This window comes from Ruegeria sp. SCSIO 43209 (genome assembly GCF_019904295.1).
Lineage (GTDB): Bacteria > Pseudomonadota > Alphaproteobacteria > Rhodobacterales > Rhodobacteraceae > Ruegeria.
This window is the reverse complement of sequence record NZ_CP065359.1, coordinates 923,244-944,241: the sequence shown is the minus strand read 5'-3', so window position 1 is coordinate 944,241 and position 20,998 is coordinate 923,244. Positions and strand designations below refer to the sequence as shown.

Annotated in this window: 20 protein-coding genes; 5 read left to right on the top strand and 15 right to left on the bottom strand. The window is 58.0% G+C overall.

Annotation, left to right across the window (positions count from 1 at the left end; translation table 11 throughout):
• The first annotated feature begins 41 nt into the window (after positions 1–41).
• The 3 genes from acnA to I5192_RS04760 all read left to right on the top strand — a co-directional run bounded on the left by acnA (position 42) and on the right by I5192_RS04760 (position 5,169).
• Positions 42–2,732, top strand: coding sequence for an aconitate hydratase AcnA (acnA, locus tag I5192_RS04770; protein WP_170396402.1), 2,691 nt, complete (start codon positions 42–44; stop codon positions 2,730–2,732).
• 117 nt (positions 2,733–2,849) lie between these two features.
• Complete coding sequence (locus tag I5192_RS04765; RefSeq protein ID WP_170403204.1) at positions 2,850–4,352, top strand: BCCT family transporter; 1,503 nt, start codon at positions 2,850–2,852, stop codon at positions 4,350–4,352.
• Positions 4,353–4,467: 115 nt separating this feature from the next.
• A complete protein-coding gene (locus I5192_RS04760) occupies positions 4,468–5,169 on the top strand; it encodes an SDR family NAD(P)-dependent oxidoreductase (RefSeq protein WP_170422266.1) in 702 nt (233 codons plus the stop codon).
• On the opposite strand, the gene I5192_RS04755 is transcribed toward I5192_RS04760, so the two are convergent.
• The 10 genes from I5192_RS04755 to yajC form a co-directional block, all read right to left on the bottom strand.
• Positions 5,164–5,706, bottom strand: coding sequence for a DsbE family thiol:disulfide interchange protein (locus tag I5192_RS04755; RefSeq protein ID WP_170396396.1), 543 nt, complete (start codon positions 5,704–5,706; stop codon positions 5,164–5,166). The two genes, I5192_RS04760 and I5192_RS04755, sit on opposite strands and share 6 nt — an antisense overlap.
• A complete protein-coding gene (gene ccmD / locus I5192_RS04750; protein WP_010442050.1) occupies positions 5,699–5,857 on the bottom strand; it encodes a heme exporter protein CcmD in 159 nt (52 codons plus the stop codon). The genes I5192_RS04755 and ccmD overlap by 8 nt, the downstream gene beginning before the upstream one ends.
• Entirely contained in the window at positions 5,854–6,627 is a 774-nt protein-coding gene (locus I5192_RS04745) for a heme ABC transporter permease (protein ID WP_170396395.1), read from the bottom strand. Before I5192_RS04745 ends, ccmD begins: the two co-directional genes overlap by 4 nt.
• A gap of 61 nt (positions 6,628–6,688) precedes the next feature.
• Entirely contained in the window at positions 6,689–7,345 is a 657-nt protein-coding gene (gene ccmB, locus I5192_RS04740; RefSeq protein ID WP_170396393.1) for a heme exporter protein CcmB, read from the bottom strand.
• Entirely contained in the window at positions 7,342–7,956 is a 615-nt protein-coding gene (gene ccmA, locus I5192_RS04735; RefSeq protein WP_170403218.1) for a heme ABC exporter ATP-binding protein CcmA, read from the bottom strand. Before ccmA ends, ccmB begins: the two co-directional genes overlap by 4 nt.
• Positions 7,957–8,086: 130 nt before the next feature.
• Positions 8,087–8,440: an Mth938-like domain-containing protein gene (locus I5192_RS04730; RefSeq protein WP_170565867.1), complete on the bottom strand. Its 354-nt coding sequence runs from the start codon at positions 8,438–8,440 to the stop codon at positions 8,087–8,089.
• 10 nt (positions 8,441–8,450) lie between these two features.
• Positions 8,451–9,197, bottom strand: a complete 747-nt coding sequence (locus tag I5192_RS04725; protein WP_223117877.1) for a TSUP family transporter — start codon at positions 9,195–9,197, stop codon at positions 8,451–8,453.
• Positions 9,190–10,158, bottom strand: a complete 969-nt coding sequence (gene secF / locus I5192_RS04720; protein WP_170396385.1) for a protein translocase subunit SecF — start codon at positions 10,156–10,158, stop codon at positions 9,190–9,192. Before secF ends, I5192_RS04725 begins: the two co-directional genes overlap by 8 nt.
• A 1-nt stretch (position 10,159) precedes the next feature.
• Positions 10,160–11,821 (bottom strand): protein translocase subunit SecD, encoded by a 1,662-nt coding sequence (gene secD, locus I5192_RS04715; RefSeq protein ID WP_170597971.1) that lies wholly within the window; start codon positions 11,819–11,821, stop codon positions 10,160–10,162.
• Between the two features lie 33 nt (positions 11,822–11,854).
• On the bottom strand, positions 11,855–12,142 hold the full coding sequence (gene yajC / locus I5192_RS04710) for a preprotein translocase subunit YajC (protein WP_155151194.1): 288 nt from the start codon (positions 12,140–12,142) through the stop codon (positions 11,855–11,857).
• Positions 12,143–12,334: 192 nt separating this feature from the next.
• Here yajC and I5192_RS04705 point away from each other — a divergent pair, with 192 nt between their 5' ends.
• Positions 12,335–13,999 (top strand): mechanosensitive ion channel family protein, encoded by a 1,665-nt coding sequence (locus I5192_RS04705; RefSeq protein ID WP_223117876.1) that lies wholly within the window; start codon positions 12,335–12,337, stop codon positions 13,997–13,999.
• A gap of 72 nt (positions 14,000–14,071) precedes the next feature.
• Complete coding sequence (gene serS, locus I5192_RS04700; RefSeq protein ID WP_223117875.1) at positions 14,072–15,364, top strand: serine--tRNA ligase; 1,293 nt, start codon at positions 14,072–14,074, stop codon at positions 15,362–15,364.
• 53 nt (positions 15,365–15,417) lie between these two features.
• Here serS and I5192_RS04695 read toward each other — a convergent pair whose 3' ends face one another.
• The 5 genes from I5192_RS04695 to I5192_RS04675 all read right to left on the bottom strand — a co-directional run bounded on the left by I5192_RS04695 (position 15,418) and on the right by I5192_RS04675 (position 20,788).
• Positions 15,418–16,002, bottom strand: coding sequence for a helix-hairpin-helix domain-containing protein (locus I5192_RS04695; protein WP_223117874.1), 585 nt, complete (start codon positions 16,000–16,002; stop codon positions 15,418–15,420).
• An 88-nt stretch (positions 16,003–16,090) separates the two neighbouring features.
• Positions 16,091–17,077: a fatty acid desaturase gene (locus tag I5192_RS04690; protein WP_170396376.1), complete on the bottom strand. Its 987-nt coding sequence runs from the start codon at positions 17,075–17,077 to the stop codon at positions 16,091–16,093.
• 163 nt (positions 17,078–17,240) lie between these two features.
• Positions 17,241–18,704 carry a ribosome biogenesis GTPase Der gene (gene der, locus I5192_RS04685; RefSeq protein WP_223117873.1) on the bottom strand — a complete coding sequence of 488 codons (1,464 nt, stop codon included), beginning with the start codon at positions 18,702–18,704 and terminating at the stop codon, positions 17,241–17,243.
• A gap of 49 nt (positions 18,705–18,753) precedes the next feature.
• Positions 18,754–20,076 carry a PQQ-like beta-propeller repeat protein gene (locus I5192_RS04680; protein ID WP_170396372.1) on the bottom strand — a complete coding sequence of 441 codons (1,323 nt, stop codon included), beginning with the start codon at positions 20,074–20,076 and terminating at the stop codon, positions 18,754–18,756.
• Positions 20,077–20,116: 40 nt separating this feature from the next.
• Positions 20,117–20,788, bottom strand: a complete 672-nt coding sequence (locus I5192_RS04675; protein WP_170396370.1) for a hypothetical protein — start codon at positions 20,786–20,788, stop codon at positions 20,117–20,119.
• Positions 20,789–20,998 lie beyond the last annotated feature (210 nt).

The following is a 20,998-nucleotide window of genomic DNA, read 5'->3' as shown; positions in this document are numbered from 1 at the left end:
GCGAAGCCCGTATTCCAAGTCATTTGAGAGGGAGGCCACAGATGCCCATCAAGGTCGGACAGGACACCGCCAAGACACGCCGCAGCCTGAACGTGAATGGCAAATCCATTTCCTATTATTCGATTCCAGCCGCGCAAGAAGCAGGCTTAGGCGATTTTTCGAATCTGCCTGCCGCGTTGAAAGTGGTTCTGGAAAACATGCTGCGGTTCGAAGATGACGGGTTCTCGGTTTCCGTCGATGACATCAAAGCCTTTGCCGAATGGGGTGCCAACGGTGGCAAGAACCCACGTGAGATTGCCTATCGCCCTGCCCGGGTTCTGATGCAAGACTTTACCGGAGTTCCGGCCGTGGTGGATCTGGCAGCGATGCGCGACGGCATCAAGGGCCTTGGTGGGGACGCGCAAAAGATCAACCCGCTGAACCCGGTCGATCTGGTCATCGACCACTCGGTCATGATTGATGAGTTCGGCAACCCACGCGCGTTTCAGATGAACGTGGACCGCGAATATGAGCGCAACATGGAACGCTATCAGTTCCTGAAATGGGGTCAGAACGCGTTCAACAATTTCCGCGTCGTGCCTCCCGGCACCGGTATCTGCCACCAAGTAAACCTGGAATATCTGGCGCAGACCGTCTGGACGGACACGGACCAAAGCGGCGAAGAAGTCGCTTATCCCGATACACTTGTTGGTACTGACAGCCACACCACCATGGTCAACGGCATGGCCGTTCTGGGCTGGGGCGTTGGCGGGATCGAGGCCGAGGCAGCGATGCTGGGTCAACCGATCTCGATGCTGATCCCCGAGGTTGTGGGTTTTGAGCTGACCGGTTCGATGGTCGAAGGCACAACGGGAACCGACCTTGTCCTGAAAGTCGTCGAGATGCTGCGCGAGAAAGGCGTGGTTGGTAAATTCGTTGAGTTCTTCGGCGAAGGTCTGGACCGCTTGCCCTTGGCCGATCGCGCAACCATCGCCAACATGGCCCCCGAATACGGCGCGACCTGTGGTTTCTTCCCGATTGACGGCGAGACCTTGCGCTATATGCGCAATACTGGACGCGACGAAGACCGCATCGCATTGGTCGAGGCCTACGCCAAGGAAAACGGCTTCTGGCGCGATGCCGATTACGCTCCGATCTACACCGACACTCTGTCGCTGGATATGGGCACAATTGTTCCTGCGATCTCGGGCCCGAAACGGCCGCAGGATTATGTCGCACTAACCGACGCCAAGGCCGCATTCACCAAGGAAATGGCCGAGACCTTCAAACGCCCGATGGGCAAGCAAATAGAGGTCAAAGGCGAAAACTACGGCATGGAATCGGGCAAAGTCGTGATCGCCTCGATCACCTCCTGCACCAACACGTCGAACCCGTATGTGATGATCGGCGCGGGCCTCGTTGCACGTAAAGCCGCCGCGCTGGGATTGGATCGCAAACCGTGGGTAAAGACCTCATTGGCGCCCGGCTCGCAGGTTGTGTCCGCCTACTTGGAGGCTGCGGGTCTGCAGGAAGATCTGGACAAGATCGGCTTCAACCTTGTTGGCTATGGCTGCACCACCTGTATTGGCAACTCGGGTCCGATCCAAAGGGAAATCAGCGAAGCGATTGCCGAAGGCGATCTTGTTGCCACTTCGGTTCTTTCAGGCAACCGCAACTTCGAAGGCCGCATCTCGCCCGACGTGCGCGCCAACTATCTGGCCTCGCCTCCACTGGTCGTGGTCTACGCGCTGGCCGGTACGCTGGACATCGACCTGACTTCGGAACCAATTGGACAGGATCAGGCCGGCAACGATGTCTACATGAAAGACATCTGGCCGACCCAAAGCGAAATCGCCGAATTGGTTGAGGCAACTGTGACCCGCGAGGCGTTCCAGTCGAAATATGCCGATGTCTTCAAAGGCGACGAGAAATGGCAGGAGGTCGAGGTTCCGCAACAGGAAACCTATGATTGGCCACCGACGTCAACGTACATTCAAAACCCTCCCTATTTCCAAGGCATGGGGCCTGAGCCGGGCACGATCTCGAATATCGATGGTGCAAAGGTTCTGCTGATCCTGGGCGACATGATCACCACCGACCATATCTCGCCCGCCGGTTCGTTTGCGACAACGACACCTGCCGGGAAGTATCTGACCGATCGTCAGGTTCAGCCGCGCGAATTCAACTCGTATGGCTCACGCCGTGGCAACCACGAGATCATGATGCGCGGCACCTTCGCCAATATCCGCGTCAAGAACGAGATGCTGGATGGCGTCGAAGGCGGTTATACAAAAGGCCCGGATGGTGAACAAACCTCGGTCTACGAAGCATCGATGGCCTATCAGGAGCAAGGCACCCCGCTGGTCGTCTTTGGCGGCGAACAGTACGGTGCAGGTTCGTCACGCGACTGGGCGGCCAAGGGCACAGCTCTGCTTGGCGTCAAGGCAGTGATCGCCGAAAGCTTTGAGCGCATCCACCGTTCAAACCTGGTAGGTATGGGCGTCATACCATTCGAATTCACCGATGGTGATACCCGCAAGACACTGGGTCTGAAGGGTGATGAGACCGTTTCGATCCACGGGTTGGATTCGGTTGAGCCCCTGCAGGAAGTGCCCTGCACCATCATTTACGGAGATGGTACCGAAAAGACGATCACCCTGAAGTGCCGCATCGATACCGCGCCCGAGATCGAATACATCGAAAACGGCGGTGTGCTGCAATACGTGCTGCGCAATCTCGCAAAAGCGTCATAAATCAGCAGGTTGATATCCAACCTCAGCCCCCGGCCCTGCGCCGGGGGTTTTGTTTTCTGGCCATTTATTCAAAAATCTGAAACTGTTGGGCAAGACAGTCTTCGGAATTCCATCACCATGAAAAAGCCCAACGCCCTACTGGTTTGCTCGCTTAGCGTCATCGCCGTGATCGGGATCTGGGGCGTCGTCGATATCGAAAGCTTGGTGACTTGGGCCAACAGCATCGTGCAACAAACCTTCCACAGTCGCGGTTGGTTCGTGATGCTCGCGGCCTCAGGCATGTTGATCGGGTGTTTGGTTCTGGCCTTTTCACCCTATGGCAAAATCCGTCTGGGCCGGGATGATGAAGAGCCCGAGTTCTCGACCGCCACCTGGATCTCAATGCTGTTCTCCGCAGGAATGGGCGTTGGACTGCTGTTCTGGGCGGTCGCCGAGCCCCTGACCCATTTCAACTTCATCTCGGGCATGGCACCCGACTATGTCGCCGCGCAGCAGGCCATGCTGGCAACAAACTTCCATTGGGGCCTGCACGCCTGGGCGATTTACGGTTCGACCGCGCTGACCATCGCTTATTTCAGCTTTCGGCGCGGGACAGGCATGATGGTCAGCGCCCCGATCAAAAGCCTGTTTCCCGGCGAACGCTGGGCCGAGCGGGTCGGGTGGCTGTCGGATTTCATGGCCATTGTTGCAATCTCTATCGGTGTTGGCGGTTCAATGGCCATGGGCGTGTTCCAGGTTGCGGACGGGATTGCGGTTCTGGGTGGCCGGGAAACGGTTGGTGCCCTTCTGATCGGCGTTGTTTTCCTGGCGATGGTCGCAGCCTACATCCCTGCTCTGTTGATCGACCTTGGCCAAGGCATGGCGCGCTTGTCGAATGCGGCAATGCTGATCGCGATCTGCCTTGTGGCCTACACAGTGGTCCTCGGGCCTACAGAGTATCTGTTGAACACTGTGGTTCAAGGGTTCGGCGATTACGTCACCAATGTCATCCCTCGGGGCTTTCAGACCTTCACCTTCTTCGGCGATGACGTCACCAAATGGTTCAGCGACTGGACCCTCACCTATATGGTCTGGTGGATCGCCTGGGGACCTTTTGTTGGTGTGTTTGTCGCGCGTATCTCTCGCGGTCGCACGATCCGGGAATTCGTGATCGGAGTACTCTTTGCGCCCACACTGTTCTCGATCCTTTGGTTCGGTGCCTTTGGCGGCATCGGTCTGTTCGAGGCGCTCAACGGTGCCGGTGAACTGCTGGCCTATACGCAAACAAACATCGAGCGTGTGACCTTCGCCCTGCTCGACCGTTTGCCCTTATCGCAGATCACAATACTTGCAACCGTAGCAGCGGCGTTTCTGTTCATCGTAACCAGCGTTGTAAGCGCGGCCTTTGTGCTGGGTACATTCTCATCCCAGGGGGATGAAAACCCGCCCCCGCGCGTGCGGCTGATCTGGGGTGCATTGCTGGGCTTGTTGAGTGTCGCGATGATCCTGTCGGGCTCGGTGGAATCGGTCAAAGTCCTGATCTCACTCGGGGCGCTGCCCTTTGTGTTCATCTCGGTTCTGCTGATGGTCTGCCTGTTCCGAGGGCTACGAGAAGAGGGGCTGAGCCATGCTGATCGGTGATCTGACGGATACGCTTATGAATCTGACCACCTTTGCATTCATCGGCGCGATGATCTGGATTTTGGTCCGTAAGTAACGGCTTGAATCCCGGCCATTTTACCGATTTCCTACGATTATGGACAAAGTCGCATTGATAACCGGCGGTGCACGCGGAATTGGGCGTGCAATCGTCGAAGACCTCAGCCGTGATCACCGCGTCGCGTTTACTTGGTTGTCGAGTAAACCCACGCCCGAGCTACTGGGTGGGGATGTTCTGGCCATACGCTCTGATCTATCTGCGCCCGACCAGCCGGCTAGCGTGATTTCGCAGGTGATCGAGAGGTTTGGACGGCTGGATGTGATCGTCAACAATGCCGGCCTTGTGAAATCTACCCCCAAAGAGGAATTTCGAGCCGAGGACCACCGCGCCATTCTGGATTTGAACCTGCTGGCCCCCGCCGCATTGTTGGCTGCTGCGCTACCACATCTGAAACGCGACGCCTCAATCGTCAGTATCTCATCTATGAACGCGGTCTTGCCGCCTCGGGATGCGGTGACCTATGGGGCAAGCAAGGCCGCCCTGAATCTATGGACCCACGCCATGGCAAAGGAGCTTGGGCCAAAGGGGATACGCGTTAATGCAGTCGCACCGGGTGCGATCAACATCCCCGAAGCGCCCCGGTCCGAGGAGTTGACCGCGCTGTTTGTCAAAGAAACCGCTTTAGGTCGCGCGGGAAAGCCCGAGGATATCGCCAAAGTCGTCAGGTTTCTGGCGTCCGATGCCGCATCCTTCATCACTGGTGAGGTTCTGGGCGTCACCGGTGGCTATCGCTTATGAGCCACCTGCGGCTTTCTCAAGCGCTGGGCGGATCGTGCTTTCGATCACCCGCTGAGTGACCGGACCAGCCCAGCGCAGGATGATCGTGCCCTCACCGTCGATCACATAGGTTTCGGGCACACCGTAGACGCCCCAGTCCAGCCCCATTCGGCCCTGTTCATCCCGACCGATACCGGCATAGGGATCGCCCAGTTCGGCAAGAAATCCTTCGGCGTTGTCCAGTTGGTCCTTGTAGTTGATACCATAGACGGGGATACCCTCGTCAGACAGAGCCTGCAGATTGGGGTGTTCGACGCGGCATGGTGCACACCAACTGGCCCAGTAGTTGACCAGCTTGACCTCGCCATCACGCAGTGTGGCATCATCGAAGCCCGGTTTGCCCGCGAACTCGGTCAGTACAACCGGCGGCGCAGGCTGACCCTCGCGCGCCGAGGGCAAGGCGTTAGGATCGTCGCGGAACATGCCGATGCCCGCGAGTACAGCGAAGGCGCCGAAAATCAGCGGAGGCGCGATCATCAGGGGCGAAATCTTAGCCATTGCGTGACATCCTTTGTTCAACCTTCTCCATCTCGGCCCGTACTTTACGGCCCCGGATCACGCTGAAACCCACCAATGCGATCAGAAGTCCGATTGACACGACATAGGACCACAAGACGGTATCGGCATATTTTCCAAGATCAGGGATCATCCGCTCACCCTTTCACGCGCCATAAGCGCCTTGGTCCGGCGGGCGCGAATTTCTGTGCCCGTACGATAGAAGACCAGCGCAATGAACAGCAGTACAAAGCCGATGATGCAAAGCAGCAGTGGATAGAAGTAGATATTGCTTACCTTCTCTTCAGTATCCGTGCCTGTGATCGCCCCGGCGCGCATCACCGAAGCCCCCTGATGCAGCCCCTGATTCCAGAAATTCACGGCATACCGGCTGAGGAACGCAAAGACCGAGCCCACGAGGCAAAGGACCGAGGTCAGGTCCGCCGCTGTATCCGGATCTTCTATCGCTTCCCAAAGCGCGACATAACCTAGATAGAACAGGAACAGGATCAGGAACGATGTCAGGCGCGGGTCCCAGGCCCACCATGTCCCCCACATGGGCTGCCCCCAGATCGCTCCGGTGGCCAATGCGATCAGCGTCATCACGATGCCAATGGGCGCAGCGGCACGGGCAGCCAGCGCACTGACATGGTGGCGACGCACCAACCAGACCAGCGAAGTTGCCAGCATCATCAGCCAGCAATTGATCGCCATCAACGCGGCGGGCACATGCAAATAGATGATCTTTACGGTCGAGCCTTGTTTGTAGTCATCCGGGGTGAAGAAAAAGCCCCAGATCAATCCGACGACCAGACAAAGACCTGAGCTGATCCAGAAGAACGGAAGGACCCGTTCGCTGGTCGCGAGGAACTTACGCGGGTTGGCGTATTCCCAAAGGGCGTTGGCTTTGGCTGCGATTGTCATGGGCTCTATCTAGTCCGAGTCGGCGTGGTTCTCAATTGACCTCAGTCAAGCTTTGTGGCCATCACCTAAGATTGATGCGCAGTACCGCTGCGCTGGCAAAGGGTAAAAGTGCGACCGTTGCGGCGGTAATCCCTGCCAGCATTAGCAGGGGCGTTTGCGTCTCCATGCCTGTCGCACCGCGTCGGGCGACCTCGGCTCCGAAAATCAAAGTCGGCACGTAGAGCGGCAAAACCAGAAGCGACAGTAGCAGACCGCCCCGTTTTAGACCAACAGTAAGGGCCGCGCCAAAGGTGCCGATAACGCTCATCGCCGGAGTACCGAGGAGCAGTGAGATCACTAGCCACGAAAACCCGGGTACAGGCAGGTTTAGCAACACGCCTAGGAACGGCGCGGCCAGAACCAGCGGCAATCCGGTGGTTAGCCAATGGGCTAGCGCTTTGACGGTAACAACCGATTCCAACGGAAGCGGCGCGGTCGCGAGCAGATCAAGCGAGCCGTCTTCCCAATCCAGCGCCAGAAGGCGATCAAGTGACAGCAGACACGCCAAAAGCGCGCCCAGCCAAAGAACGCCCGGTGCGATGGTCGAAAGCAGCGAAGATTGCGGGCCAACCGAGAATGGCACCAAAACGGTGACGATCAGGAAGAAAGCAAGACCGAGGCCAAAGCCACCCCCCGCACGGAAGGCCAATTTCAGATCACGCAGCAATAAGGCGATCACAAGAAACCTCCGTCGAAATCGTCGATAGGTTTGGGCTTGGCCTTGTTGGGGCCAACGTCCAGAACCTCTCCGTCCAGTCCAAGATCAATATGGGTCGCAATCAGGGCCGAACCACCCTGCCCCAGATGCGCGCGCACCGCATCCGCAAACATCTGCACGGCGTGACGATCCAGCGAGACCGTCGGCTCGTCCAGCATCCAGATCGGGCGGCCAGTAACCAACATGCGCGCCAATCCCAGACGCCGTTTCTGCCCCGCCGAAAGGTTGCCCGCATGGCGGTCAGCCAACTCGTTCAGCTCAAACGCATCAAGGGCGTGCTGGATATCACGGGTGCCAAAGACCGACGCCCAGAAGTTGAGGTTTTCGACAACGGTCAGGGTCGGTTTTAACCCGTCGGAATGAGACGCGTATGCGATCTGGTCTTCTGCCCCGACGATTTGCCCTGCCAGCGGCGGTTGCAGGCCCGCAAGCGTACGCAGTAATGTTGTCTTTCCGATCCCATTCGGTCCCCGCAGGATCAGCGCCCTTCCTGCCTCGAGCGAGAAGCTCAGCCCTTCGAGCACGGGAACTCCGCCGCGTGCGATGGCCAGATCGGTTACCTTTAAAGTCATGAAGCCCGCTTAGCGGATTGTGCGTGTGGGCAAAAGGTCGGAATTGCCGCAGAGCGGCCGGTTGGGTCGCAGTGAGGGGCCAGCCCCTCACACTCCCCAGGATATTTTTAGCCAGTGGAAGAACAGATCCTCAGACCGGGATCAGCGCAAGCGCAACGCGGCGGCCTTCGGAAAGCAGCACGTTGTAGGTGCGGCAGGCCGCCGGAGAGTTCATGATTTCGACACCCATACCTGCCTCTTCCAATGTGGTGCGCAAGTCGGCTGGGATGTGGGTCAGTTCTTTGCCCGTACCGATGAACAGAACATCGACATGTTCGGACAAGGCCAGCAGGGTCTGGGCGTCGGAGTAACCCGCCCAAGCCGATGTACCAGTGGGGCCGGTCAGGACTGCCCCATCATGAACTTCCCCGCCTATCCGAAAGAACCCGGGGCCATAGCCATCAACCGGCTGAGCGTTTGTATATGTGATCTCGTTCAGGCGCATGTGCAGGGTTCTAGCCCCAAAGCAGCAGGCCGGACAAGGCCGCTGTTGCAATCACCAGATAGGCTGCGGCGCGGTAGAGGTTCTCGTACTCGGGTCGGAACATCCAGCCCCCCAGCCAGTTGCCCGCGATGTTGGGAACCGCAAGCGCAAGGCCCAATCCGATGCTCGCGATCGAAAGACGCCCCATCCCACCGAGATATCCAAGGATCAGCAAATCGAAAGCAAACAGGAACAGTAGGATCGTCGCGCGGATGATCTCAACCGGTAAGGGCCGTGACATATAAAACAGGATGACAGCAGGCCCCGGTATCCCGGCTACCCCGCCAAGTAGCCCTGCAGCCCCGCCGATCGCAGCAACCATGCCACGCGATACCGCTCCCCGGTAGCGCAGACCAAAAACCAGAACGGCCAGCATCGACAAGGAAATCAGGCTGACGATATAGCGAAACACTTCAGGATCGGTCCGGGTCAGCAGCCATAAGCCAACCGGTAGAAGTAGCGCGCACCCGACCAAAAGGCGCATCAGATCTGCCTTGTCAACAACCGTCCATGCGCGGCGCAGGTTCGGGATCGGGCCAAATAAGTCCATGACCGTCAGCGCGATGATGGCACCGAAGGGGCCAAGATACGGGCTGGCGATGGGCAGGAAGATCAGGGCCGTCCCAAAGCCGGAGAACCCACGCACGATGCCCCCAACAAAGGCGGCGAAAATAATAACGGCCAGACCGGTTGGGGTCTGGCCGAAATACTCAGGCATCAATGTTGGCAAACTGGTTGCCCGCCGTATTCGACGGCTTCGACCAGTCGCGCTTGACCCCCAGCCACAGCAGGATGGTCGAGGCCACGAAGACCGACGAATAGGTCCCGACGATCACGCCCCAGATCATCGCGAAGACAAAGCCTCGGATCACGTCTCCGCCCAGTACATAGAGCGAGATCAGCGCCAGCAGCGTGGTCACAGAGGTCATCACCGTCCGGCTGAGCGTTTCGTTGATCGAGATGTTCAGCACCTCTTTGAGGTCTTTCTTCTTGTACTTCCGCAGGTTTTCGCGAACCCGGTCGAAGACGACCACGGTGTCGTTCAGCGAATAGCCGACGATAGTCAGTAGAGCGGCGATGATCGCCAGGTCAAAACGGATTTGTAGTTCCGAGAAGATGCCGATGGTCAGGATCACGTCATGCACCAACGCGGCGACCGCCCCGAGTGCGAACTGCCATTCGAACCTAAGCCAGATATAGACAAGCACTGCGCCAATCGCCAAGGCGACCGCAATGACCGCGGTCTGGATCAACTCACCCGAAACCTTGGGGCCAACCGATTCTACCGAGACGAACTGGATATCCGGCGCGGCGACGGTCAGCGCTTCTTCGACGGCTGTGACGGTTGCGGCCGCCACAGCTTCGGCCCCGTCCTGTGCCTGAATGCGGATCATCGCGACGTTTTCATCCTCACCAAAGGTGGGATCAAAAATCTCGGTGATAGTCACATCGCCAAGCTCAAGCGGCGCGATGGCGTCGCGATAGGCGCCGACGTCGATCTCTTGCGCGCTTTGGGTCCGGATCGTGGTGCCGCCGCGAAAGTCGATGCCGAAGTTCAGCCCTTGCAGCAGGAATGACGTGAATGCGATCACCATCATCAAACCCGAGATGCCCAGCCAGACCTTCCAACGGCTAAAGAAATCGAACGAGGTGTTTTGGGGTACGAGTTTCAGTCTCATGTCAAACCTCGATCGTTTTCGGACGGCGGCGTTCGAACCACATCACGATCATCAGACGCGTCACAAAGATCGCGGTGAAGACCGAGGTCAGAATACCCAGACCAAGCGTAATGGAGAAGCCGCGCACGGGACCACTGCCCATGGCAAACAGGATGGTTGCGGTAATGAATGTGGTCACGTTTGCGTCCAGAATGGCCGAAAGCGCTTTTTCGTATCCCAGCTCGATGGCACGCGCCGGACCTTTGGCAGATTTCAGCTCTTCGCGGATACGCTCGAAGATCAGCACGTTGGCGTCAACTGCCATGCCGACGGTCAGCACGATACCCGCGATCCCGGGCAAGGTCAGCGTGGCGCCGATCAGTGAGAGCAGGCCAAACAAAAGCCCCACGTTCAGGATCAGCGCAACATTGGCGAAGATGCCGAACAGGCCGTAGCTGAGAGCCATAAATACCAACACGGCGACAAAAGCCACGATTGTCGCGACCTTACCTGCGTCGATACTGTCCTGACCCAGCTCAGGGCCGATGGTGCGCTCTTCCAGGAAATCCAGACCTGCAGGCAAGGCACCTGCGCGCAGCAGAACGGCCAAATTGGTGCTTTCTTCAACTGTGAAGTTGCCAGTGATGATGCCCGAACCACCTGGGATATGGCTTTGGATTACAGGGGCCGAGATCACCTCGTCATCCAGGACGATAGCAAAGGGTGCGCCAATGTTTTCTAGCGTGTAATCGCCGAATTTGCGCGCGCCAGAGGTGTTGAACCGGAAGCTGACCGCAGGGCGGCCATTCTGGTCGAAGGATGGCTGCGCGTCGACCAATTCTTCACCGGTCACGACGGGTGCGGCGTCCAGAGTGTAGTACACACCATCTTCATCGATCGATGGCACAAGCTTCTCACCAACGCCCGGAATGGCATCCGGGTCAGTCCCGCGCCCAACGACAGGATTGAACGTCAACTGTGCCGTCGTGCCGATAATCTCTTTGAGCTCCCCGGCGCTACCGATGCCTGGCACCTGAATCAGGATACGATCAGCGCCCTGGCGCTGGATAGTTGGTTCGCGTGTGCCAACCTCGTCGATCCGACGGCGGATGATCTCAAGGGACTGGCGCACGGTGCGGTCATCCGAAGCAAGCTTTTCGGCCTCGGACAGTTGGACAACGATAGTGTCCCCCTCAGCGCGGGCCTCTATATCTGTTGCCCCTGCCCCGGTCAGCGTCTGCACCTGTCGGGCCAGACCGCGCACAACCTCTAATGCGCGGGACATGCCCTCGGGTTGGCTGATGCGCACGCGAATCTCGTCAGGCGCCGAATCCTGACGACGGATCGTGCCGACCGTCGCGCGTTCATCACGCAGCGCGTCGCGGATTTCGGGCCACATCGCCTCCATCCGGGATTCGTAGACATCATCAACCTTGACCTCGGCAAGCAAATGCGCGCCGCCGCGCAAGTCGAGCCCGAGATTGACCAGAGACGACGGCAGCCAGTTCGGCCATTGCGCGGCCTCGGCCTGCATTTCAGGTGTATCAATGCCCAGCTCAATCGCAGCCTTGGCATCGTTAGATTGTTCTACGCGCGTATAAAACGCATTCGGCAGGGCAAGGAACAGACCGATCACACAGACCGACCAGATCAGAACCCGCTTCCAGGAATCAATTTGCAGCATTACCCTGCCTTTTCAAGGAATTGTCGCGCGAAGTTACTTCGCAGGTTCGGTCTTGTTCAGAACCTGAGCGATGGTCGATTTCACCACGCGAACCTTAACGCCCTCGGCGATCTCGACTTCGATCTCGTTGTCGCCTTCCTTGACCTTCGACACCTTGCCGATCAGCCCGCCTTGGGTGACAACCTGATCGCCCCGGCGCACGGCTTCGACCATGGCCTGATGTTCCTTCATCTTTTTCTGCTGCGGACGGATCAGCAGAAAATACATAATCGCGAAGATCAGGATCAACGGGAGAAACTGGGCGATTGCGCCACCTTCCATGGGATATTCCTTTGTTCTGATGATGCAGAGAGCTCTCTGCAAAGTTTGCGGGAACCTATGCTTTGAAACATGGGTTTGCAAGCAAACCTGGCCCCATTTCGACCATCGGGTTCAAAGGTTTGCTGCCGGACGTTGCAGATATGTTCTAGGCAGACCCTTCCAGTCAGATATAGTCCTGTGGCAGGAGGCCTAATGATTCAATCAATCCAGACCCTTGGCGCATTTGTTCGCCTGATGCTCGTGACAACCTGTATAGGTCTTTTGGCGACGCCCGTATGGGCACAGAACGCCACTAGCGAAGAGCCTGCTATAGAAGACACTGAATCAGAGATTTTTCAGGCTCCGGTTATCGTTGACGGCGACACCTTGTTTCACCTGCGCGGCTCCAGCGCGCTGCCCGCTCCGGAACGGGCCGCGAGTGTACAGAACAAGATCATCGAAATCGCCGAGGCCTCAGACGCCGAGCAGGTCTCCATAACCTTCGAGGACTCAGAGTTCGGCATTCGAATCTTTGCCGATGGTGTTCAAGTTTCGATCGTGACCGATGCCGATTCCGAGCTTGAGCAGATGGACTTGAACGTTCTCAGTTTGTTGCACGGCGACGCTATTAAACAATCCATTGAAAGCTATCGCGCAAACCGCACCGAACAGGCGCGTGTTTCGGGTGCCATCGAAGCCTTAGCATGGACAGCTGGATTCGCGCTTTTTGTCGTCGTTATCCTGTGGCTGCACCGGCGCATTCGCCGCCGTACGCTGAAACTGGTCAAGCGTTACCTCAAGGATGTCGAAACCGCGACCGCAAAAAGCGTTCAGGCCGAGGCCATCGCCGCGTTGATCCGGTATGCTCTGAATTTTGTCCTGCTGGTGATCTTTTTCCTCGGCTTCTACTACTACCTTTCCTTCGTTCTGCTTGCCTTTGCCGAGACGCGCTATTTCGCGCAACTCCTGCTGACCTACTTGACCGAACCGGTCCTGCTAATCTTCAAAGGCATCCTCAGCTACATCCCAAACCTGATCATGTTGATACTGATCGCATGGATAACGCTGTATATTATCCGGGGCATGCGTGTGTTCTTTGACGCCGTCGAGGCGGGAACCTTTGACATGGGCGATTTTGAAAGCCACTGGGTGAACCCGACCTTCAACATCGCCCGCGTCGTCGTTATCCTGATCGCGCTGGTCTTTGCTGTCCCTTACATCCCCGGGTCAGACTCGGCGGCGTTTCAGGGGCTGACGATTCTGGTTGGTGCCATGCTGTCGCTGGGCGCAAACTCGGTCGTGTCGAACATGCTGGCGGGGCTCTTCGTGATCTATCGCCGCTCAACTTCGATCGGGGATCGGATCCAGATCGGGGACCATATTGGCGATGTGGTGCAGATCAAACTGATGGAGACGCATCTGAAGTCCATCAAGAACGAACTGATCTCGATCCCGAACGCCCAGTTGATGAATTCGGACGTGGTGAATTTCTCAAAAAGAACAGATGGAAGCGGTTTGCTTCTGCACACCACCGTTGGGATTGGGTATGAAGAGCCGCCCGAAAAGATCGAAGCGATGCTGATCGAGGCCGCCCATCGCACCAAGGGGATCAAGGCCAAGCCCGAACCTTTTGTTTTGTGGACCGCCCTGGCCGATTACGCGATCAACTATCAGATCAACGGCTATACCACGCGAGGCAGCATCATTCCCAAAATCCGCTCGGATTTGCACCGCAACATCGTGGCCGTGTTCAATGAGAATAACGTGCAGATCATGACACCTTCGTACATGGCCGACCCGCCCGAGCCGAAAATCCCAACCGAAGAGTGGGATGGCCATCTGGCGCATGAATCCCACGAGGAATCGGATAAGTCGTAACCGGTGCTACACCCTGCCATTCAGATGGTGCATAAGCGGATTCAGTGATTCACGCAGTTAAGGATCTGAACCATGCACGACATCCGCGCCATACGCGAAAACCCAGCCGCCTTCGACGCCGCCCTTGCGCGCCGTGGGGACGCGCCGGTGTCGTCAGACCTGCTGAGGCTGGACGAAAGCCGCCGCGCCAAGATTCTGGCTGCTGAGACAGCTCAGGCCGAACAGAAAAAGGCCTCCAAAGAGGTTGGCGCTGCCAAAGGGCGCGGGGATGAAGCTGAATTCGAACGCCTGCGTGCTCTGGTCGCCGAGAAAAAGGCCGAAGTGGCCCGGATGCAGACCGAAGCCAAGGATCTGGACGCTCTGCTGGCCGACCAGCTGATCCGCATCGCGAACCTGCCCGCCGAGGATGTGCCCGAAGGCGCGGATGAGAACGACAATGTCGAGATCAACCGCTGGGGCACACCACGCGAATTGGATTTCGCGCCGAAAGAGCATTTTGAAATCGATGCCGTTCAGAATGGCATGGATTTTGAGACGGCTGCCAAACTCTCCGGCTCGCGCTTTGTGCTGCTGTCGGGCGGCGTCGCTCGCATCCATCGAGCTTTGGCGCAGTTCATGCTGGACACGCATATCAATGAGAACGGGCTGACCGAGGTCAACGGCCCGGTTCTGGTTCTCTCGGAAATGATGCAGGGCACCGGCCAGTTGCCGAAGTTTGGCGAGGACAGCTATCAAACCCGCGAAGGCTGGTGGCTGATCCCGACTTCCGAGGTTTCACTGACCAACATCGTCAACGACACGATGATCGAGGAAAGCTATCTTCCCCGCCGCTATACCGCCCATTCTCTGTGCTTCCGGTCCGAGGCTGGATCGGCGGGCAAGGACACACGCGGGATGCTGCGGCAGCACCAGTTCGAAAAGGTCGAGATGGTCTCGGTCACCCATCCGGACAAGTCGGATGATGAACAGAAACGTATGCTGCGCTGCGCCGAAGGCATTCTCGAAAAGCTGGGCATCCCCTATCGCACCGTGATCTTGTGCACCGGCGACATGGGCTTTGGTGCACGACGCACTTACGACATCGAGGCGTGGCTGCCGGGCCAGAACACTTATCGCGAGATCAGCTCGGTCTCGACATGCGGGGATTTTCAGGCGCGCCGCATGAATGCGCGCTTCCGGCCCGAGGCCGGGGGAAAGCCAGAATATGTCCATACCCTGAATGGTTCGGGCCTGGCCGTGGGGCGCTGCCTGATAGCTGTGTTGGAAAATGGTCAGAACACGGATGGGACGGTCACCCTGCCCGAGGTTCTGGCACCCTATCTGGGCGGCAAGCTAACCCTTCAGACCAACGGCACGCTGACATAAAAAAAACCGGCGCATTCAAGCGCCGGTTCCCGATCAGACAAGGCGGAGAAGTATCACTTCTTCGCCTTTTTCTTATCTTTCTTCTTTCCGGGCTTCTTGTCGGACTTCTTCTTGTCAGACTTCTTATCGTCCTTCTTTTTCTTAACGTCTTTTTTGGGCTTCTTGTTTTTCTTACCCTTCTTGGACTTTTCCTTGACCTTTTCCTTAGCTTTGGAAAACACCGCCTCCATTTCAGACTTCTTCTTGGCCGCCTTTTCAGCCTTGGCCTTGGCTTTCGCCTTTTTCTTTGCCTTGGCCTCGGCAGCGGCCTGCTCTGCCGCCGCGCGCTCCTTTGCCGCCTTACGCTCGGCCTCGGCCTTGTTCGCAGCCGCATTGCTTTTGGCTGTCGCGCGCTGCACAGCCGATTTCCGCTCGGCAGGCTTACGGGTGGCAGCGCGGGGCGCGGGCTTGGGCTTGGCACCAACGACTTCTTTCGCAGCCGCGATCAGCTTAGCTGCGCGAGTGGAACCGACCCGCGGGGTGCCGGACAGATCTTCCGGTTTGGCCTTGGCAATGGCTTCTGCTGTTTTGTAGCCCTTTGCATTAAAGGCCTTTGCCAGCGCTGGCCCTACGCCACGCACCTCAGTAACTGCGGTCATTTCGTTTCCTTTCGTTAACTCCCCCAGATTGTAAACGCACAGCACATACGTTCCTGCGAGAGCGCCAATTCAAGAATTAGATAGGAGGTTACCCGCTTTCGGCCAGGCGATGGCCTGCAGTTCGGCTGGGAAATGGGACAAGTCTTTTGGCGTCTTCATCCCATAGTTTCAGATTCAGCGCTGCCACTGCCTCGGGAAACTTGATCCGTCGCGGTGTATATTCTGGCGGCAGGTTATAGTGGCACGCGCGCAGCCGGTAAGATGGGATGCGGGCATTGAAATGGTGGATGTCATGCAATGTGATGCAGGCCACCGCATTATCGAACCACCAGCCGAAATCCAGCGCCGAGGACCCCTCCAACGCAGCCAGCTTTGGATCCAGCTCGGGGCGGCGATCCCAGTAGGTATCTTCGAAATTGTGCTGCAAATACACCAGGAACACCCCAAGCATCCCGCCCAGCAGCGAAAACACCAGCCAGACCAGAATGCCGGTGGCACCGGCGATCAAATACAGCAGTCCCAAAAACACAACAATCGAGAGGTTGTGCAGCACCACGCCCATCACACCGAACCGCACGGTGTTTTTTGGCCAGCGATAGCGGATGAAGTATGTGAATAGCGCGCCAACCGGCACCAGAATGAAGGGATTCCGATAAAGTCGGTAAAACAAACGCTTTTTCCAATCCGCCTCGTTCCATTCGCGCAGCGTCATGGTGTGGATTTCACCAGTCTCGCGATGCTCGAGGTTGCCGATTCCGGCGTGATGCAGATTGTGGTTCTGCTTCATGACCTCGAACGGGGCAAATGTGAAGGGCGACAACCCATGGCCAGCCCATTCGTTCTGCTCGCGCGTCTCGAACAACGAATGGTGCCCGCAATCATGCTGCAGGACATAGAGACGCACGGCAGAGAAGGCAAAAACGATCCCCGCCGGGATCATGATGTACCAGCGGTCGACATAGGTGATCGCCAATGTAAGCGATGCGAAATACACCGCGAATGTTCCGAAATAACTGAGCGCGGCAAGCTTGTTGTCCTGCACCGCGTATTGTCTTGTATATTCTCTCAGATCCATCACGCCCGCTCCCCACGGAGGTCGACCAATCACAAATTCGAAATTAAGTGCGGAGATCCCGCAAACAAGCAGCACGTGCAAAACAAATGCACGTGCTTGAATGCTAACGCGCAGAAACGGGGCTGTCACGCCCCCTCTCTGAAAATGCTTGAAATTAGCGCAGTTACGCCCGTCCCTTGAGATGCTTGGCCAGTGCGCCTGCGTTTTTCTTGCGCCGCCCTTTGTAGGGGTTCTTATCCCCCTGTCCGCGCAACGTCAGGCGGATAGGGGTGCCCGGCATATCAAAATCCTCGCGCAGGCCGTTGACCAGATAACGCGAATAGCTGTCAGGCATCTTGTCCGGATGCGAACACATGACCACAAACCCGGGCGGGCGGGTCTTGGCCTGCGTCATATACCGCAGCTTGATCCGGCGCCCCTGCGGGGCTGGCGGCGGGTGCTGTTCCAGCATGGCGGTCAGCCAACGGTTCAGCGCAGCGGTGGGCACGCGGCGGTTCCACACGTCATGGGCACGCAATATCGCGGCGCGCAAACGTTCCAAACCGCGGCCTGTTTTAGCTGAGACTGTGATCAGCGGCGCTCCACGCAACTGCGGCAGCAAGCGTTCGAAGGATTCTTTCAGATCGCGCAGCTTTTCCTGTTTGTCTTCTTCGATGTCCCATTTGTTGACGGCGACGACCACAGCACGACCCTCACGTTCGGCCAGATCGGCAATGCGCAGGTCCTGTTGCTCGAATGGGATAGCCGCATCCAGCAACACGACGACGACCTCGGCAAACTTGACTGCGCGCAGCCCGTCGGAAACCGAGAGTTTCTCAAGCTTCTCCTGCACCTTGGCCTTCTTCCGCATCCCGGCGGTATCAAAAATCCGCATCGGGGTGCCGTCCCCGTCAGGGTCGGCCCAGTCGATCCGCAAGCTGATCGCGTCGCGCGTGATCCCGGCCTCGGGGCCGGTCAGCAATCGATCCTCGCCGATGATCTTGTTGATCAGGGTGGATTTACCGGCATTCGGACGGCCAACTACAGCGACTTGCAGGGGTTTGTCAGCGGTGATCAGCGGGGCTTCGCCTTCCCCGTCTTCGTCAAGCTCGATATCGGTTTGCGGTGTCTCTTCTACGCGCGCCTCTTCAGCCGCGTCAGCCAGTGGCATCAACTGCGCATAGAGGTCCGTCATCCCCTCGCCATGTTCGCCCGACAGACGCACCGGCTCGCCAAGGCCAAGGTTGTATGCTTCAAGCACGCCCGCATCAGCCGCGTTCCCTTCGGCCTTGTTCGCTGCCAGGATCACGTGTTTGGAGCGCTTACGCAGAATCTCGGCGAACATTTCGTCCGTGGGCGTCAAGCCCACCCGCGCGTCAATCATGAACAGGCAGACATCGGCCATGTCCACTGCACGCTCGGTAAGGCGGCGCATCCGACCTTGCAAGCTGTCATCGGTTGCGTCCTCAAGACCCGCCGTGTCGATCACGGTAAAACGCAGATCGCCCAACCGCCCTTCACCTTCGCGCAGGTCACGCGTCACGCCGGGCTGGTCGTCGACCAAAGCCAGGCGTTTGCCCACAAGGCGATTGAACAGAGTGGATTTGCCCACATTCGGGCGCCCCACGATGGCGAGGGTCAGCGACATGATACTCAACTTTCAAGACTCAAGATGCGCCCTTTAACGCATCTTGTCGTCAACGGAAAGCGTGCAGTTCGCCCTTGGTCGACACAACATACAGCGTCTGACCCGCCACAACCGGTGCCGTGGTCGCGCCACCCGGCACTTCGACCTGATGCACCAGCGCTCCGTCGACGGGATTGAAGAAGCGCAGATAGCCGTCGTTCGAAGCCACGACAAGGCGTCCACCGGCCATGATCGGGCCGTAATGGGCAAAGATCGGACCCCGGCGGCCCGGCTTGTTCTTGACGAAGCCCGGCAGATCGATGGCCCAGACAGTCGAGCCATCGGCGGCATCCAACCGTACCAATTGACTGCGATCACTGATCAGAAAAACACTGTTCCCCGCCGGCCAGACTGTATCAACGGCCCCCTCCGGTGCAGTCCAGTTCCGCTCACCCGAATTCCCGTCGAAGGAAACCGTGCGCCCCGAGTGGTTGCCGATTATGACCGAACTACCCGACACCATGGGCCCGGCGGTCACATCCACGATCTGAGCTGCCGCTCGGCCCCGACGCCCGCCTGCAACGGACGCGTTCCAGCGTAAAATACCGCCCCGGCGGAATGTTGCCGCGACATCACCCGATCCAAAGGCAAAGACTGACAGGTCCGAGGCAATCACGGGAGCAGGTGCACCCAGAACGTTGCCGACGCTCGGCGTGCCTTCGATTTGCCAGATGATCCGCCCATCCTTGGTATTCACCGCCCAACCGGTTTCGTCCCCGGCCACCAGATAGAGTATGCCGCCGCTAACCAAAGGAGCACCGCTGCCAGTTGCATTCAGACGTTTCTGCCACCTTTGCGCCCCGGATTTCGCATCGAGCGCGGTCAACCTACCGAAACCCGACGAGACATAAAGCACACCGTCGGCATAGGCGAGCCCTCCGCCTGTGGCATCCCCGTCCTTTTCATTCGGCGGGATAAGGTTTGTACTCCAGGCGACCTGCCCTTGGGGCGTAACAGCCGAGACATTTGCCCCGGAATCGAGCGTATATATCAGGCCACCAGCAACAACAGGGTCTGCGGTGATCCGCTGTTTTCGGCTATCGCCGGACCCAATGTTAGCAGACCAAATACGTTGCGGTGTGGCACTCAGCGCTGCGTTGGTAGTGCGGAAGGCGGGTGTACCCGCGCTTTGCGACCAGTTGGCGTTGCGGCTTTGAGCCGGAATACTGATCGGTTTGGCGCCACGGGTTTCAACGGTTTCGTTGTCGATGGAGGCACGAATGTCCTCACGCTCACCCGGCAGAATGACTTCGGGTTCCTGACAGGCGCTGAGAACGGTGAGCGCGGCTGCCGCAACGGGCAATCCGAAGCCTGAGAAATAACGTGATAGCATAATCTACAAACTCGCCTGTGATGTTCCGTTTCGCTGCCGGTTAACCCTGCTGGTTCGCCACGGGCTCGGGTTCGCCCCCAAGCGCGACGATCAGTTGAGCCGCGCGCTGTTGCAGATCGACGCTGGCCTCGGCGTCCTGGCGCAACGCCTGCAAACGGTCCAAAGCGGCTTGCGTATTGCCCTCGGCCACATCGATCAGGGCCAATTGTTCTTCGGCGAGCAGACGCAACGGAGCACCAGGTATGGCCAGCGCTTCGAACTGTTGACGACGATCCGCCACTGGCATCGTGTCAGTTTGCAGTAGCAATGCCTTGAAACTTGCAATCGCGCGATAGATTTCGGGCAAATCCCCCTGCGTGGCGATCGCGTTCAGACTGTTCACCGCATCTTGCGCCGATCCGGCCTCGGCCTGAGAGGCGGACAGCAACATGTTCAAAACCGCGTCACCGCCGACAGATGCAGCATCGATCGCCTGTAGGCTTTGTGCCCGTTCGGCCGATCCGTTTTCAGCCAGCGCCGACAGAATCGCATCACCTAGAGCCTCGGCCTGGTTGGTATCACGTGCTTTTCGGTATTCGTTGAACGCAGCGCCCCCGACAATGGCCACGACAGCCAGCACACCGACCCAGCCCCAGCGGCGCAAAAGAAGGTACATGCGATCGCGGCGCACCTCTTCGGTGACCTCTTCAATAAAACTGTCGGCGTCGCTCATCCCTGCCCCCAGGCTTAAGTGTCCGGTTTTCTAGCGCCATGTCATACCCCGGCGATCAGGCCAAGCCAAGTGCCCGAATTCATACATTTGCCACCATGTGGGTGACCCTTGCGTAAAAAACTAAACCGAACTATTCAGTTCAGTATGGAAAAGACATGGCCACAGCCCCATTTTAAGGGATAGCGGCTAAAGCCGACCGCGCGAACAGAT

Coding starts and splice junctions, on each gene's coding strand:
- I5192_RS04755 (WP_170396396.1), bottom strand. CDS start 5,706: ATGGCTAAGATTTCGCCCCTGATGATCGCGCCTCCGCTGATTTTCGGC.
- I5192_RS04760 (WP_170422266.1), top strand. CDS start 4,468: ATGGACAAAGTCGCATTGATAACCGGCGGTGCACGCGGAATTGGGCGT.
- acnA (WP_170396402.1), top strand. CDS start 42: ATGCCCATCAAGGTCGGACAGGACACCGCCAAGACACGCCGCAGCCTG.
- I5192_RS04695 (WP_223117874.1), bottom strand. CDS start 16,002: ATGACCGCAGTTACTGAGGTGCGTGGCGTAGGGCCAGCGCTGGCAAAG.
- I5192_RS04765 (WP_170403204.1), top strand. CDS start 2,850: ATGAAAAAGCCCAACGCCCTACTGGTTTGCTCGCTTAGCGTCATCGCC.
- secD (WP_170597971.1), bottom strand. CDS start 11,821: ATGCTGCAAATTGATTCCTGGAAGCGGGTTCTGATCTGGTCGGTCTGT.
- yajC (WP_155151194.1), bottom strand. CDS start 12,142: ATGGAAGGTGGCGCAATCGCCCAGTTTCTCCCGTTGATCCTGATCTTC.
- serS (WP_223117875.1), top strand. CDS start 14,072: ATGCACGACATCCGCGCCATACGCGAAAACCCAGCCGCCTTCGACGCC.
- I5192_RS04690 (WP_170396376.1), bottom strand. CDS start 17,077: ATGGATCTGAGAGAATATACAAGACAATACGCGGTGCAGGACAACAAG.
- I5192_RS04725 (WP_223117877.1), bottom strand. CDS start 9,197: ATGCCTGAGTATTTCGGCCAGACCCCAACCGGTCTGGCCGTTATTATT.
- I5192_RS04705 (WP_223117876.1), top strand. CDS start 12,335: ATGATTCAATCAATCCAGACCCTTGGCGCATTTGTTCGCCTGATGCTC.
- I5192_RS04680 (WP_170396372.1), bottom strand. CDS start 20,076: ATGCTATCACGTTATTTCTCAGGCTTCGGATTGCCCGTTGCGGCAGCC.
- der (WP_223117873.1), bottom strand. CDS start 18,704: ATGTCGCTGACCCTCGCCATCGTGGGGCGCCCGAATGTGGGCAAATCC.
- ccmA (WP_170403218.1), bottom strand. CDS start 7,956: ATGACTTTAAAGGTAACCGATCTGGCCATCGCACGCGGCGGAGTTCCC.
- secF (WP_170396385.1), bottom strand. CDS start 10,158: ATGAGACTGAAACTCGTACCCCAAAACACCTCGTTCGATTTCTTTAGC.
- I5192_RS04730 (WP_170565867.1), bottom strand. CDS start 8,440: ATGCGCCTGAACGAGATCACATATACAAACGCTCAGCCGGTTGATGGC.
- ccmD (WP_010442050.1), bottom strand. CDS start 5,857: ATGATCCCTGATCTTGGAAAATATGCCGATACCGTCTTGTGGTCCTAT.
- I5192_RS04745 (WP_170396395.1), bottom strand. CDS start 6,627: ATGACAATCGCAGCCAAAGCCAACGCCCTTTGGGAATACGCCAACCCG.
- I5192_RS04675 (WP_170396370.1), bottom strand. CDS start 20,788: ATGAGCGACGCCGACAGTTTTATTGAAGAGGTCACCGAAGAGGTGCGC.